The sequence below is a fragment of the Aeromonas sp. NJAU223 genome (assembly GCF_051125555.1).
In the GTDB taxonomy this organism is placed as follows: domain Bacteria; phylum Pseudomonadota; class Gammaproteobacteria; order Enterobacterales; family Aeromonadaceae; genus Aeromonas; species Aeromonas veronii_G.
Genome location: NZ_CP144204.1, coordinates 880,052 through 893,852 on the forward strand (window position 1 = coordinate 880,052; position 13,801 = coordinate 893,852).

Genomic DNA, 13,801 nt, shown 5'->3' on the forward strand with positions numbered 1-13,801 from the left:
CAAGAAGAGCGCCCGATGGCGCTCTTCTTGTCTGCGATGAACAGCGGCGGCTACACCACCATGGGCAGGCCGGTATCGGGGTGATGCAGCACCTGGGCCGGATAGCCATACAACCGGGCGATAAGCTCCGGCGTGAGCACCTCGGCGGGGGCGCCATCCGCCATCAACCGTCCCTGTTCCAGCATCACCAGCCGATCGGCGTAGCGCGCCGCGAGGTTGAGATCGTGCAGCACCACCAGGACGGCGGTATGGCGACCGGCGAGGGCGCGGGCCATGGTTAGCAGCTGATGCTGATACTTGAGATCGAGCGCCGAGGTGGGCTCGTCCAGCAACAGGAGCCGGGGCTCCTGGGGTTCGTCGGGAGCTTGCCAGATCTGGGCCAGCACCCTGGCAAACTGCACCCGCTGGCGCTCCCCGCCCGACAGGCCGGGGTAGAGACGACCCGCCAGGTGTTCGACTCCGGCGTGGGTCATGGCGGCCTTGACTATCTCGTCCCGGCGGCTGCCCGGTTCGGTATGAGGCAGGCGGCCCATGGCCACCACCTCTTCACAGAGAAAGGGGAAGTTGAGGGACGAACTCTGGGGCAGCACACCGACCCTGTGGGCCAGCGCCGTGCTGCCCCAGGCCTGGCGTTCCCGACCAAACAGGGAGATGGCGCCGTCGTACTCCAGCTCCCCGGTCAGGCACTTGAGCAGCGAACTCTTGCCCGCACCGTTCGGGCCGAGCAGGGCGGTCAGGGTTCCCGATTGCAGGGTGAGGCTGAGCCTGTCGAGGATGAGGCGGCCACCCCGGCTGAGGCAGATATCCTGACAATCCAGCAGGGGTGAAGGGGCGGATCCGGGCAAGATGACGATCTCCTGTTACAGCGTCCGGCGGCTCTTGACCAAGAGCCAGATGAAGAAGGGCGCGCCGAGCAGGGCCGTGATGATACCCACTGGCAGCTCGGCAGGGGCCAGCAGTGTGCGGGCCAGCATGTCGGCCCCGAGCAGCAAAGCGGCCCCCAGCAGGGCGGAGAGGGGCAGCAGGCGCACGTGGTTGGGGCCGGCCAGCAGTCGCACCAGATGGGGGACCACCAGGCCGACGAAGCCAATCATGCCCGCGACGGCGACGGCGACCCCGACGCCGGCGGCGGTGAGCAGGATGAGGCGACGCTTGAGGGATTGCACGTTGACCCCCAGATGACGTGCCTCACCTTCTCCCAGCAGCAGGGCGTTGAGGGGATTGGCATCGCGCACGAATAGCAGCAACAGTATGACCAGCGTCGCCAGGGCCAGGGCCACATCCATGGGTTTGCCGGCGGCGAGAGACCCCATCTGCCACAGGCTGAGGTTGCGCAGCATCTGATCGTCGGCCAGATAAGTGAGCAGGCCAATCACCGCGCCAGAGAGGGCCGTGATGGCGACCCCGGCCAGCAGCATGATGGTGACCGAGGTACCCCCTTCACGGGTGCCCAGCAGATAGACCAGGGTGGTCGTCAGGGCACCGCCGAGGAAGGCGAGCAGGGGCAGCAGACCGAGGCCGAGCAGGGCCTGCAACTGCTGGCCCAGGGGGGCCAGCAGCACGATGGCGAGTGCCGCCCCCAGTGCCGCCCCGCCGGAGACCCCTATGATACCGGGATCGGCGAGGGGGTTGCGAAACAGCCCCTGCATGACGGCGCCGCAGAGACCGAGTATGCCCCCCACGGCGATGCACAGCAGGGTGCGTGGCAGGCGGATCTCTTGGATTATCAGCAGCTTGTGGGCTTCTATCCCGCTCTCCTTGCCGGCAAACAGGGCCTGCAGGCTCTCGCCGAGAGTCAGGGACATGGGGCCGGTTGCCAGGGATCCGACCAACAGCAGTGCCAGGGCACCGCCGGTGAGGGCGAGCAGCCAGGGCAGGGGCAGACGCATCATGAACCCTGCTGGATCCACTGGGCTATCTGGTTGGCCTGCTGCAGGGAGCGCAGGCTGAGACCCCCTTGCAGGGCGTGACCGTCGATGGCATGGATGGCTTTGTTCTTGCCCGCCGGGGTCGCGGTCAGAGCCGGCACCTGGCTCAGCACGCTGTCGACGTTCTGATATTGCTGCCAGTCACGGCCACTTACCAGTACCAGATCCGGCTGCATCTCGATGAGGGCCTCGGTGGAGACGGGCTTGTAGTCGTGCAGCTGGGCTACCGGGTTGACGCCGCCGGCCAGGGTGATCAGGGCGCTGGCAGTGGTGTTGCCACCGGCGATGCTGGTGGGCTGGCCTTTGTGCAGCAACAGGAAGGCGACCTTGAGGGGCTTGTTCTGCTTGGCCTGGGCCGCCAGCTTGTCACTCTGGCTGGCAATGTCGGCTTTCAGCTTGGTGCCCGCGGCCGGGTTGCCGAGCAGCTGGGACAGGGTGTCGATACGCTCGTTCAGATTGGCGAGGGTCGGGGCCGTGGCCATGACGTCGACCTTGACGCCGGCGCGGCGCAACTGTTCCAGGGTGGCGTTCGGGCCCATCTCGTCACTGCCCACCACCCGGGTGGGGGAGAGGCTCAGGATCCCCTCGGCGGCCAGGGCTCGGTGGTAGCCAACCTTGGGCAGGCTCTTGGGTTCGGGGCTGCTCACGTCGGTGGCGATGATGCTGGACTCGCCGCCCAGGGCCAGAATGAGTTCGGTGGTGGCCGGGCCGACGCTGACGATGCGTTCTTGTGCCATCGCAGGCAGGGTAGACAGGGAAAGAGTGGCGCAGCCGAGCAGGCTGAGTGCGAGGGCAAAACGACGGCCCATGCGAACCTCCGAAGGGTGAATGTAGTGTGGGATTGCCGCCGAGAATAGCAATCCCGCCATGAAATTGCACTGATAATAGTAGCGATTATCAATTGCGTTGCGAGGGCCGCTTTATTACAGTATCCGCCGCTAGACTGAGCGAGATAGCCAGATCAGGAGAACCGATGAGCATCGCACAACGCATTCATGAGCTGCTGGAGCAGGATCCCAGCGCCCATCCTTCCAGCATCGCCAGCCAGCTGGCGGTCAGCGAGTGGGAGGTGGTACGCCATCTGCCTGCCGAACTGATGACGCTGGTCCCGGGCGAGCAGGCGGAAGCCTTGCTGGCGGACCTGGCCAGCTGGGGCCCGGTGACCACCATCGTCGAGTCGGATGGTTCCATCTTCGAGGTGAAGGCTTCCTTCCCGAAAGGCAAGAGCGCCCGCGGCTACTACAACCTGATGGGCCGTGACGGCGAGATGCACGGTCACCTCAAGCTCGACAATGTGGTGGGCATCGCCCTGGTCAGCAAGCTGTTCATGGGCAAGGAAGGGCACTCCTTCCAGTTCTTCGGCCACAGCGGTCGCTGCATTTTCAAGGTCTATCTGGGTCGCGACGAGCAGCGTCAGCTGCTGCCCGAGCAGGTAGAGCGTTTCATGGCCCTGCGCCGTCAGTATCAAGAGGAAGTGAAAGCATGAGTGAACGTCAGGAACGTCTGCAGAACCGCCTGCAACCGGAGATCCGCGAGTTTCGTGACGGTTGCCGCACCCTGCAGCTCGCGACCGTGGATGCCGAAGGCAATCCCAACGCCAGCTACGCTCCCTTCGTGCTGCAGGAAGATGGCTACTATGTGCTGATCTCCGAGATCGCCCGTCACGCTCGCAATCTGCAACAGGTGCCCAAGGTGTCCCTGATGCTGATCGAGGACGAGACCGGTGCCCGCGAACTGTTCGCCCGCAAGCGCCTGACCTTCGATGCGGTCGCCGAAGTGGTCGCCCGGGATGACGTGCGCTGGGAAAAAGCCGTCGCCGCCCTGGAAGGGCGTTTCGGGGAGATAGTCAAAGGGCTCTCCAACCTGAAGGACTTCGTCCTGTTCCGTCTCAAGCCCGAGCAGGGCCTGTTCGTCAAGGGCTTCGGCCAGGCGTTCCGGGTCTCCGGCGACGAGCTGGTGGACTTCGTGCATCTGGTCGAGGGCCACAAGCGCATCGACAACGGTGCCGAGTTGACCAGAGAGACAGACGCCCCGGTCTGATGGGGTCTCACCGAGATGAACAACGGGCAGCCTGGGCTGCCCGTTTTGTTATGCGCTTTGTGACAACGGCGTTGCCATCCGCTCAGTCCTGCCAGGAGTCCCGGTTGGGGAAGGCGCTGCGATCGGCCTGGGTGGCGGTCTCGTTGCACTCGCCCCGGATCTTCCAGGAGGTCTGGCTCAGCACTATGTAGCCGCTGTGGCAGTATTTGCGCTCGTCCAGGGTCTGGGTCAGCTGCTCATCCTGCAAGGCCTGGCGTCGTTCCAGCAGGCTGCGATTATTGCGGCTGAGACGGCTGTCATCATCGTCTTGCAGGCGGCTCGGCAGAACGTCGAGGGGGGCGGCCTCGAAGGTGAAGCGCTTGCTCCCCTCCTCGTTGATATGGGTGCGAAACAGGGGGGGCGGGCCATCCTGGGTCGAACCCGTCAGACCGGCGCAAGCGGTGAGTGCCGGCAACAGCAGCACGCAGAGGGCGGCAGGCAATAGACGCACGAAAGACTCCATCAGGGAAGGGGGACAGGGGCGCAGCTTATCACGCCGGCACCGCCTGGGGAGGCGCCAGCAGCGCATCCGTGGTGAGCAGGGTCACGCTTCTGCCTTCTGGCAGGCTGAGGTGACGCCACATCCAGTGGTGGTGCTCGATGATCTGCTCCGCACTGAGATGGGGCCTGTCTGCCGTGGTGTGGGCGTCGGTGAGCACAGTCACCTCGAAGCCCTTGCCGGCGGCACTGCGCAGGGTGGTATCGACGCAAAAATCGGTGGCACAGCCGCAGATGAGCAGCCTGTCCACCGCCTGTTCCGCCAGCAGGAAGCCGAGTTCGGTCCCGAGGAAGCTGTCACAGGCACTCTTGCGCACCCGGCTCTCCCCCGCGGCCGGGGTCAGATCGGCATGGAGCTGCCAGCCGGGGCTGTGGAGTTCGAGTTCGGAGCCCGGCTCCTCGTGCTGCACATAGATGACACGCCCCGCCTGGGCCCGCACATGGTCTGCCAACCGGTTGACGTTGGCGATGACCTGAGCGTCCTGATGACGGGGCTGCTCGAACAACCCCTGCTGCATGTCGATGATCAGTAACACGTCCATATGGGTTCCTCAGAACCCGCCCGCCATTGCGCCACTACTGTGCTGATAAGCCACATATATCACCATAAAACCATCATTTATCAGCATGAAAATGAGGTTTTATGCGATTCAGCCTCTTGGCCATGGGCGTGTCGCCCCGGGCGGCGGGCAGGTTCCTGACTGGTTATCAGGGTTGCAGCCATTGGCTGCAGTCACGACTGCGGGATTGATGCAGTGCGCCCATATCTTGCTTCATTTCATCGGCATTTAGCCAGCGTTCCGGCAGTGGCGCGATGCGAACCCTGACATCGGCCGCGCGTCCGGCGGGGGCCTTGTCATCGGTTTGCGGCACGATCAGGGCCACCTTGAGGGCCGGGTTGCGGCTGGCGATGCGGCTGGCGATGCCGAGCCCCCCTTCCACATGGAAGTTGCCCGCGATGTGCATGATGCGCTGGCCCGGGTGCTTGGCGAGGTAGTTGACCATGCTCTCGGCCATGGTGTCGTCCCAGCTGGTCTGGGCGGCGAAGCGGCGGGCGTTGCTGTCGGCGTCCCCGTGGTGCATGGAGGCCATGAACTTCTGGCGGTAGCCATCGTCACCCAGGGTGAGGGTCTGGGCCAGCTGGCTGCGACGGCTGGCGGGCAGCTTATCCAGCCACTGGGGCCCTTCCTGGCCGACGCAGCTCACCAGCGGCTTGGGGGCGTTGGCGGCGATGACGGGCAGGTGCTGCGCCTTGGCAAATTCTACCAGGGGGCGATAGTCGCTCGGGTAGTTGGGCCAGGCGTGGCCCTCACGGATCAGCGCTGACTCGCCGATGCGGCCGGCCAGATAGGCATCCAGGGTGACCTGATCGGCCCGGGTGAACTGCTCCATGGAGAGCGCCAGTCCCCGGCCATCGACCCGGGAGCGCTCGGCCAGTCCCGCCAGCAGGCGCGCCTGCATCAGGTGTACGGCCGGGTGGCTGTGCAATTCCCCCACCAGCACGATGTCGGCATCGACCACCCTGTCCAGCGCCTGGGAGAGGCTGAGGGACGCATCGCTCTGCCCTTCGCTGAGCTGATAGTGATAGAGGGTGTGGGGCGCGGGCGCCTGCGGGGGAGTGGCACAGGCGGCCAGCAGCAGGGGCAGGGCGAGCAGGGGCAATCGTCGGATCATGGTATCTCACAAAGGCAGAGGCGCAGCACCAGACGATAACCGTATGGCGAGCAAGAGAAAACAGAGGGCGTTAGTGTAAAACCGAACTTGGACAAAAGAAAATGAGAATGATTCACTTTATTATTGATCTTTATTGATAGCTGAGTAATATGCCTTCTGCTTGATAATAATTCTCAATAAGGATTTTGCAGTGGCGCACAACAACACCCCATCATTGATTGCCCTCGCCGTGGCGGCTGGCCTGGTTTCCCCCGCTTTCGCCGCAGACAAGAAAGCTGATGAAGTCATGGTCGTCAGTGGCTCCCGGATGGAGCAGAAGCTGGAAGATGTCTCCGCTCCCATCGCCGTCATCACCTCTGAGCAGATCGAAGAGCAGGTCGTCACCAACGCGGCCGACCTGTTCCGCTACGAGCCAGGCGTGAGCGTGCAGGGCGGCGCGGGCGATGCCCAGACCTTCACCATTCGCGGCATGAGCGAAAACCGGGTCAAGGTCGTGCAGGATGGCGTGCGCCAGAACGATGCCTACAAGAACGGCGGTGTTGGTCAGACCTATTTCGACACCGACATGATCAAGCAGATTGAAGTGGCCAAGGGGCCGGCTTCCGCCGCTTACGGTTCCGATGCCCTGGGTGGCGTCATCGCCATCACCACCAAGGATGCGGAAGACTTCCTCAAGGGTCGTGACAGCTATCTGGATGCGACCACCGGCTACGCCTCCAGCAGCCACCAGAACATGGCGGGCTTCACCGGCGCCCTGCGCACCGGCGACTTCGAGAACCTGCTGCGCTACACCTGGCGCGATGGCGGTGTGACCCAGAACTACGATGGCGACAAGGACGAGTTCGACATCGTCAGCCAGGCCGTGCTGTTCAAGAGCAAGTGGAACTTCAGCGAGGATCAGTTCCTGAAGCTGACCGTCGACTATTTCACCGAAGGCCAGGATCCGGATGCCATCGACCTGAGCAAGACGAGCTCCGTCTTCAACCAGCCGATCACCGACAAGGACACCGACAACGTCTCCGTGGTGCTGGATCACGGCATAGCCCTGAACGCTGGCTGGGCCGATCGCATCGACAGCAAGGTCTACTATGCCCGCACCAAGCAGACCCTGGATCAGTACGCTTCCTCCAAGTACCCGGTCAACCCGCGCAACCCCTATGTGACCAAGAACTCCCTGGATCACAACGGCTTCGAGCAGGAGAGCCTGGGTGCCCAGGTGAAGTTCAGCAAGGCCCTCGACAACCAGCGTCTGGCCTGGGGTGTGGAGTATGAGCACACCGACAACGAGCGTACCCGCTTCAAGGCCCCGACCGTGCCGGGTGACTTCGTCGGCTACAGCGAGCTGAGCTTCCCGTCCACCACCAGCGAGCGCAGCGCCATCTGGGCCTTTGACGAGATCAAGTTCGGCGAGCGCTGGGTGCTGACCCCGGGCATGCGTTACGACTACTACAAGATGACCCCGGACGAAGATCCGGCCTACACCGGCGACAAGCTGCAGAAGGTCTCCGAAGGGGAGTTCTCACCCAAGCTGGGTCTGGTGTTCAAGGCACACGAGGCGGCCAACCTGTTCGCCCAGTACAGCCACGGCTTCAAGGCGCCCATGTATGACAACGCCTTCTCCACCCTGAACCACCAGGCATACGGCTACCGCATCGAGCCGAACCCGGATCTGAAGTCCGAGAGCAGTGACGGCATCGATCTGGGTGTGCGTGGCAGCGCCGGCGGCTTCAGCTACGAAGTGGCCACCTTCTACAACAAGTTTGACGACTTCATCGAGCTGGCTCAGGTCGGCACCGAAGGCCGCACCGCTGTTTACGAGTACCAGAACCTGGACAAGGCCACCACCAAGGGGGTCGAGGCCAAGGCGGATTACTGGTTGAACGATCTGGTCAACGTCTGGGGTAACCTAGCCTACATCGAAGGCAAGGACGGGGATGGCAACTACATCAACAGCCTGAGCCCGCTCAACGGCAGCGTGGGTCTGCGTCTGGAACAGCCGACCTGGAACATCAACACCGCCCTGCGCTTCGCCGATGACATGGACAAGGTACGCAAGGATGCCCGTGGCAACGACTACATCAAGAGCGCCGGCTGGGGTGTGGTTGACCTCTACGCCCAGTTCAAGCCCCTGCAGGATTTGCAGCTCAACGTCGGTGTATTCAACTTGTTCGACAAGGAGTACACCACCTACGAGAGCATGACGGGTCTGGCCGCGAGCAGCAGCACCGAGCACCTGAGCGAGCCGGGTCGCAACCTGAGCGCCCGCGTCAAGTACGTGTTCTGATTGCGCACACCGCAACAATGAAAAGGGGCCTGATGGCCCCTTTTTCATGCCCGGAGCTCAGGCTCGCACAGGGCGGGGCTGACGGCGCGGGAATCGGTCTGCCGGTCCCATCGATGAAATGGCCTGCCGATCCCTGGCTGAAGATGTTGAGACAAAGGCCCCATTTTGTTGATATTGATGAGGTTATCCCTCGGATCCCAGGGGATACCTGGGCCAGGATGGGGTATTCTCTATGCCCCTTGCGCCATTGCCGAGTCTCTATGCCCGCCTTCTCCTGGTTAGCCCTCTTCTTCGGGGCCTTCTATTTCGTCTATGGCGCCTACCTGCCGTTCTGGTCGCTCTGGCTGGAGGGGATAGGGGTGAGCGCCGAACAGATAGGTCTGCTGCTCGGTGCCGGCATGGCGATACGTTTTGCTGGCAATCTGCTGATCATGGGGCGGATCAAGGGGGCCGGGCAGCTGCTGCCGCTGATCCGTCTGCTCTGCCTCTTGAGTCTGCTGGCCTTCCTCGGATTCTATCTGAGTCACCATCTCTGGTGGCTGGTGGCGCTGACCCTGGTGGCAAACTTCATCTATCCGACCCTGATGCCGGTGGGGGAGGCGCTGGCAACCCGCATGGTGGTGCAGACCCACCTCGACTACGGCAAGGTGCGGCTGTGCGGCTCCTTCGCCTTCATCGTCGCCTCGACCCTGGTGGGGGCCCTGGTGGGCAACTTCGGTAGCGACTGGGTGTTGCACACCATGGCGGCGGGCCTGCTGCTGATGCTGGTGCTGAGTCTGCTGCCCCTCCATCCCGCGCCACAGGAGTTGGTGGGGGAGCGAGCCAGGGCCTCCCTGAGAGAGACCCTGAAGTCCGCCTCGGTGCGGCGCTTCCTGCTCATCACCGCCCTGCTGCAGGGCAGTCACGCCGCCTACTACGGTTTCAGCGCCATCTACTGGAAGGCCGAGGGCTACAGCGGCACCGTCATCGGCTACCTCTGGGCGCTGGGGGTGGTGGCGGAGATCTGCATGTTCGCCGCCGACAAGCGCTTCCTGCAGCGCTTCGGTGCCCAGAGCCTGTTTCTCATCGGTGCCATCGGCTGCGTGGTGCGCTGGGCCCTGCTCGGCGCCTCCAGCGAGATCGGTGTACTGGTGCTCGGCCAGTTGCTCCACGCGGTGACCTTCTGCGTCAGCCACCTGGGCGCCATCCGCTTCATGACCCGCCAACTGCCTCCCGAGCAGATGATCCCGGCCCAGGGGCTCTATGCGGCCCTCGGCCTCGGCATGGTGGTGGCGGCGCTGATGACCCTCTGCGGCGTGCTGTTCGAGCCCCTCGGTGGCGGCATCTTCTACCTCATGATATTGGTGGTGCTGCCGGTGTTCGTGTTGCGCCTGCGCGATGTGACCCCTGCCGGGAGCCAGCCATGATAGTCACTTCGTGGCGCGGCGGCTGGGTGGCGCCTCTCATCTATCTGGACAAGGGAGTCTGAGCAGATGCACCAAGGATGGTTGCTGATCGGGTTGTCGCTCGCCTATCTGGGCCTGCTGTTCCTCATCGCCTTCGTGGCGGACAAGAGCAAGCGCCGCCGCCTCAAGGGGCAGCCCCTGCTCTACAGCCTGTCGCTCGCGGTCTATTGCACCTCCTGGACCTTCTTCGGCACCGTGGGCCAGGCCAGCGAGTCCCCCTGGTCTCCCGTCCCCATCTACCTCGGCCCCATGCTGGTGTTCCTGTTCGGCTGGCGGCTCCTGGCCCGCCTCATCCTGGTGGCCAAGCGCGAGCACATCACCTCCATCGCCGACTTCATCGCCGCCCGCTACGGCAAGTCCCAGCGACTGGCCATGGTGATCACCCTGATCGCCGTGATGGGGATACTTCCCTACCTGGTGTTGCAGCTCAAGGCGATCGTCACCGGGCTGGATCTGCTGATGGCGAACTCGGTGCCGGCAGGACCCACTGGCAATACCGGGGAGTTGGCTCTGGGTGTCACTCTCATACTCGCCCTCTTCAGCATTTTGTTCGGCACCCGCAACCTGGATGCCACCGAACACCATCGCGGCATGGTGGTGGCCATCGCCTTCGAGTCCCTGGTCAAGCTGCTCGCCTTCATGGCGGTGGGGGGCTTCGCGCTCTGGCTCATCATCAGCGAGCCGAGCCAGAGCCGCTCTCTGGTCGCCAGCGACTTCATGGATGCCGTGGTGGATGTCTCCCCGGGCAGCCTGCTGGAGCTCGCCATCTATACGCTGGTAGCCATGTGCGCCGTCATCTGCCTGCCGCGCCAGTTCCATGTGACTGTGGTGGAGAACAACCAGGGTCAGGATCTGCACTGGGCGCGCTGGGTCTTCCCGCTCTATCTGTTCCTGATGGGGCTCTTCATCTGGCCTCTGGCCCTGGCGGGCAAGCAGTGGGTGGGGGCGGATCTGGGGTCTGACACCTATGTCATCAGTCTGCCCATGTCCCTGGGGTTCGACGGCATGGCGATGCTGGCCTTCCTCGGCGGTACTTCGGCGGCCACCGGCATGGTGATCGTCTGCACCATCGCCCTGGCCATCATGGTCAGCAACGATCTGGTGCTGCCGGTGTTGCTGCGCCGCTTCTGGCAGCAGGGGCGGGATGAGCGGCTGATGCGACTGCTGCTGCAGGTGCGCCGCGGCGTCATCCTGCTGATCCTGCTGGCGGCCTGGACCCTCTACCTCTGGCTCGGGGATCTCACCAGCCTCTCCCGCATCGGTTATCTGTCGTTCGGGGCCGTGGCCCAGTTTGCCCCGGCGCTGCTGCTCGGCCTCTATTGGCGTCATGGCAACCGCAAGGGGGTCTATCTCGGCCTCGGCCTCGGGGTCAGCCTCTGGTTCCTGACGTTGCTGGCGGAAAGCGGCCTGCTGGCGGGCTCCCCCCTGGAGGCCCTGCTGGCGCCGCCCAACTGGCCCGCATTCCGGGAGCTGAGCCTCGGGGCCTGGTGCATCTTCATCAGCCTCCTGCTCAACCTCATCGGCTATGTGGCGGGGTCCTTGCTGTCGCGGGCGGCGGTGAGCGAGCGATTGCAGGCGGCGAACTTCGTCGGCAAGCCGAGCCGGGATCAGGCGACCCTCTATCAGGCGCGGGTCTCGGTCAAGGAGCTGGAGATGCTGGCGGCCCGCTTCGTCGGCTCCAGCCGGGTCAAGCGGGCCTTCGGCCGTTTCGCCGGCGAACACGGCGGTACCCTGGCGCCCCAGATGCAGGCCTCTGCCGAACTTATCGCCCACACGGAGCGGCTGCTGGCCGGGGTGTTCGGTACCTCCTCGGCGCGGCTGGTACTGGCCTCCGCCCTGCAGGGGCGCAACATGCAGCTCGAGGAGATCGCCACCATAGTGGACGAGGCCTCGGACGTGTTTCGCTTCAACCGGGGCCTGCTGCAGGGGGCCATCGAGCACATGGGGCAGGGGATCTCGGTGGTGGACAGGGAGCTCAAGCTGGTGGCCTGGAACCGGCGCTATATCGAGCTGTTCCACTATCCACACGGCCTCATCCAGGTGGGGCGTTCCATCGAGGAGATCATTCGCTACAACGCCGAGCAGGGGCTGTGCGGCCCCGGTGAAATTGAAGCCCATGTGGCGCGCCGGGTTGCCTTCATGCAGCGGGGCAGCCCCCACGTCTCGGCCCGGGAGCGGCCGGATGGCCGGGTGATCGAGATGCAGGGCAACCCCATGCCGGCGGGGGGCTTCGTCATGACCTTCACCGACATCACCCCGTTTCGGGCGGCGGAGCGGGTGCTGCGGGAAGCGAATGAGCACCTGGAGGCGCGGGTGGCGGAGCGTACCCGCGAGCTGTCGGCGCTCAACAGCCAGCTGCTGCTGGTGAACCAGCAGGTGGAGCGGGCCAATCACTCCAAGAGCCGCTTCCTCGCGGCGGTGAGCCACGATCTCACCCAACCCCTCAATGCCGCCAAGCTGTTCACCTCCTCCCTGCTGGAGATGCTGCCGGGGGAGCAGGGAGTGGAGCAGAGGGCAGAGCAGATCCGGATCGCCCGCCACATCGACGATGCTCTGGGGGCGACCGAGGATCTCATCACGGATCTGCTGGACATCTCCCGGCTCGAAGCGGGCAAGTTCAAGGCGAAGAAACTGGACTTCGCTCTGAGGGACGTGTTCGACAACCTCAAGGCAGAGTTCGGGGTGCTGGCCCAGGCGGGGGACATCCAGTTCTCCGTGGTGGAGAGCGGGCTCGCGGTTCACAGCGACGTGCGCCTGCTGCGCCGGGTGCTGCAAAACTTCCTCACCAATGCGTTTCGCTACAACCCGGGGGGGCGGGTGCTGCTCGGCTGTCGCCGGCTCGGGAACAAGGTGCGCATCGAGGTGTGGGACAACGGTCCCGGCATCCCCTACGACAAGCAGGAGACCATCTTCGACGAATTCTCCCGCCTCGATCACTCCCGCACCGCCCGCGAGCAGGGGCTCGGCCTCGGACTCGCCATCGCCCGCGGCATCTCCCTGGTGCTGGGCCATCAGCTCTCGCTGCGCAGCTGGCCGGATGTGGGCTCGGTGTTTGCCATCACCCTCAATCTTGCGGCTCGCCCCGTGCAGCCACAACCGGTGGCAGCTCCTGTGGTGCGGGACAGCCAGTTGGAGGGGGTCAGGATCCTCTGCATCGACAACGAGGAGGATATCCTCACCGCCATGGCTTCCCTGCTGGGGCGTTGGGGTTGCGAGGTACGCTGTGCCCAGAGCCAGGCCCAGGCGGAGGATCTCATCGCCGGTGGCTTCCTGCCGCGGCTGGTGCTGTCGGATTATCACCTCGATGACGGCAAGACGGGGCTGCAGGCCCTGCACATGATCCGGCTGGCCCATGGCAATGGCATCGACGGCATCATCATCAGTGCGGATCGCAAGAGCGAGTTGCAGGCCCAGATCCGTGAACACGGTTATGGCTATATCAGCAAGCCGGTCAAACCCCTCAAGCTCAGGGCCCTGATGAACAGTCTGCTGCTACCCATTGCGTGACTGCATTCACAGAATCCATCTTTGATTGAACAGGGTGATAATGGTTATCAATCCAGACTATCGGCGACGTTGTTATCTTTTGGCGGCGTGATCGCAGCCAACTGTCAATAGTGAGTCCCTGCCACTGTCATATTTACTAGGTGGCGGGGCCATCTCCCTCATCTATAGTCACTCGGCGATTATTTTCGTCGCAAATCAAGTTGTGCAAAAAGGCAAACCGGGTGAAAGCCCGGGACGCAAAGCCTCCGGTCTAAGGGTCCGAGTACCTAAGATAGCGGGGCCACCACAGGTTGTATCGTCCATGGGGCCAAGCCATGGTGACGATGTTGTCTGCGTTACCTGTCAGGTTGCGTTGCCTTTTCGTTGTTCATACCAATAACGAAATA

At 63.8% G+C, this 13,801-nt stretch carries 11 protein-coding genes and 1 riboswitch; of the genes, 5 read left to right on the forward strand and 6 right to left on the reverse strand.

Annotation, left to right across the window (positions count from 1 at the left end):
* Positions 1–50: 50 nt before the first annotated feature.
* Genes VZC39_RS04200 through VZC39_RS04210 form a run of 3 tightly spaced genes read right to left on the reverse strand, consistent with a single transcriptional unit; the run spans position 51 to position 2,737 of the window.
* Complete coding sequence (locus tag VZC39_RS04200) at positions 51–845, reverse strand: heme ABC transporter ATP-binding protein (RefSeq protein ID WP_434665960.1); 795 nt, start codon at positions 843–845, stop codon at positions 51–53.
* A 15-nt stretch (positions 846–860) separates the two neighbouring features.
* Entirely contained in the window at positions 861–1,892 is a 1,032-nt protein-coding gene (locus tag VZC39_RS04205; protein ID WP_434665962.1) for a FecCD family ABC transporter permease, read from the reverse strand.
* Complete coding sequence (locus VZC39_RS04210) at positions 1,889–2,737, reverse strand: heme/hemin ABC transporter substrate-binding protein (protein WP_349921198.1); 849 nt, start codon at positions 2,735–2,737, stop codon at positions 1,889–1,891. Before VZC39_RS04210 ends, VZC39_RS04205 begins: the two co-directional genes overlap by 4 nt.
* A gap of 164 nt (positions 2,738–2,901) precedes the next feature.
* Between VZC39_RS04210 and hutX the strand changes: the two genes are divergently transcribed.
* Together hutX and hutZ are read left to right on the forward strand one after the other, a co-directional pair.
* Positions 2,902–3,414, forward strand: coding sequence for a heme utilization cystosolic carrier protein HutX (hutX, locus tag VZC39_RS04215; protein ID WP_349921199.1), 513 nt, complete (start codon positions 2,902–2,904; stop codon positions 3,412–3,414).
* Positions 3,411–3,968 carry a heme utilization protein HutZ gene (gene hutZ, locus VZC39_RS04220; RefSeq protein ID WP_434665967.1) on the forward strand — a complete coding sequence of 186 codons (558 nt, stop codon included), beginning with the start codon at positions 3,411–3,413 and terminating at the stop codon, positions 3,966–3,968. Before hutX ends, hutZ begins: the two co-directional genes overlap by 4 nt.
* 82 nt (positions 3,969–4,050) lie before the next feature.
* Here hutZ and VZC39_RS04225 read toward each other — a convergent pair whose 3' ends face one another.
* The 3 genes from VZC39_RS04225 to VZC39_RS04235 all read right to left on the reverse strand — a co-directional run bounded on the left by VZC39_RS04225 (position 4,051) and on the right by VZC39_RS04235 (position 6,179).
* A complete protein-coding gene (locus tag VZC39_RS04225) occupies positions 4,051–4,458 on the reverse strand; it encodes a hypothetical protein (RefSeq protein WP_434665970.1) in 408 nt (135 codons plus the stop codon).
* A 40-nt stretch (positions 4,459–4,498) separates the two neighbouring features.
* A complete protein-coding gene (locus tag VZC39_RS04230; protein WP_349921202.1) occupies positions 4,499–5,047 on the reverse strand; it encodes a cysteine hydrolase family protein in 549 nt (182 codons plus the stop codon).
* A 166-nt stretch (positions 5,048–5,213) separates the two neighbouring features.
* Positions 5,214–6,179 (reverse strand): ChaN family lipoprotein, encoded by a 966-nt coding sequence (locus tag VZC39_RS04235; RefSeq protein WP_434665974.1) that lies wholly within the window; start codon positions 6,177–6,179, stop codon positions 5,214–5,216.
* 190 nt (positions 6,180–6,369) lie between these two features.
* Between VZC39_RS04235 and VZC39_RS04240 the strand changes: the two genes are divergently transcribed.
* From VZC39_RS04240 to VZC39_RS04250, 3 genes are all read left to right on the forward strand, one after another.
* Positions 6,370–8,463 (forward strand): TonB-dependent hemoglobin/transferrin/lactoferrin family receptor, encoded by a 2,094-nt coding sequence (locus tag VZC39_RS04240; RefSeq protein ID WP_434665976.1) that lies wholly within the window; start codon positions 6,370–6,372, stop codon positions 8,461–8,463.
* A gap of 260 nt (positions 8,464–8,723) precedes the next feature.
* Positions 8,724–9,869, forward strand: coding sequence for a 3-phenylpropionate MFS transporter (locus VZC39_RS04245; protein WP_434665979.1), 1,146 nt, complete (start codon positions 8,724–8,726; stop codon positions 9,867–9,869).
* 66 nt (positions 9,870–9,935) lie between these two features.
* Positions 9,936–13,415, forward strand: coding sequence for a hybrid sensor histidine kinase/response regulator (locus VZC39_RS04250; RefSeq protein ID WP_434665981.1), 3,480 nt, complete (start codon positions 9,936–9,938; stop codon positions 13,413–13,415).
* A gap of 201 nt (positions 13,416–13,616) precedes the next feature.
* Positions 13,617–13,703: riboswitch (cyclic di-GMP riboswitch) on the forward strand.
* Positions 13,704–13,801: the final 98 nt, after the last annotated feature.

Coding starts and splice junctions, on each gene's coding strand:
- hutX (WP_349921199.1), top strand. CDS start 2,902: ATGAGCATCGCACAACGCATTCATGAGCTGCTGGAGCAGGATCCCAGC.
- hutZ (WP_434665967.1), top strand. CDS start 3,411: ATGAGTGAACGTCAGGAACGTCTGCAGAACCGCCTGCAACCGGAGATC.
- VZC39_RS04205 (WP_434665962.1), bottom strand. CDS start 1,892: ATGATGCGTCTGCCCCTGCCCTGGCTGCTCGCCCTCACCGGCGGTGCC.
- VZC39_RS04230 (WP_349921202.1), bottom strand. CDS start 5,047: ATGGACGTGTTACTGATCATCGACATGCAGCAGGGGTTGTTCGAGCAG.
- VZC39_RS04210 (WP_349921198.1), bottom strand. CDS start 2,737: ATGGGCCGTCGTTTTGCCCTCGCACTCAGCCTGCTCGGCTGCGCCACT.
- VZC39_RS04245 (WP_434665979.1), top strand. CDS start 8,724: ATGCCCGCCTTCTCCTGGTTAGCCCTCTTCTTCGGGGCCTTCTATTTC.
- VZC39_RS04250 (WP_434665981.1), top strand. CDS start 9,936: ATGCACCAAGGATGGTTGCTGATCGGGTTGTCGCTCGCCTATCTGGGC.
- VZC39_RS04235 (WP_434665974.1), bottom strand. CDS start 6,179: ATGATCCGACGATTGCCCCTGCTCGCCCTGCCCCTGCTGCTGGCCGCC.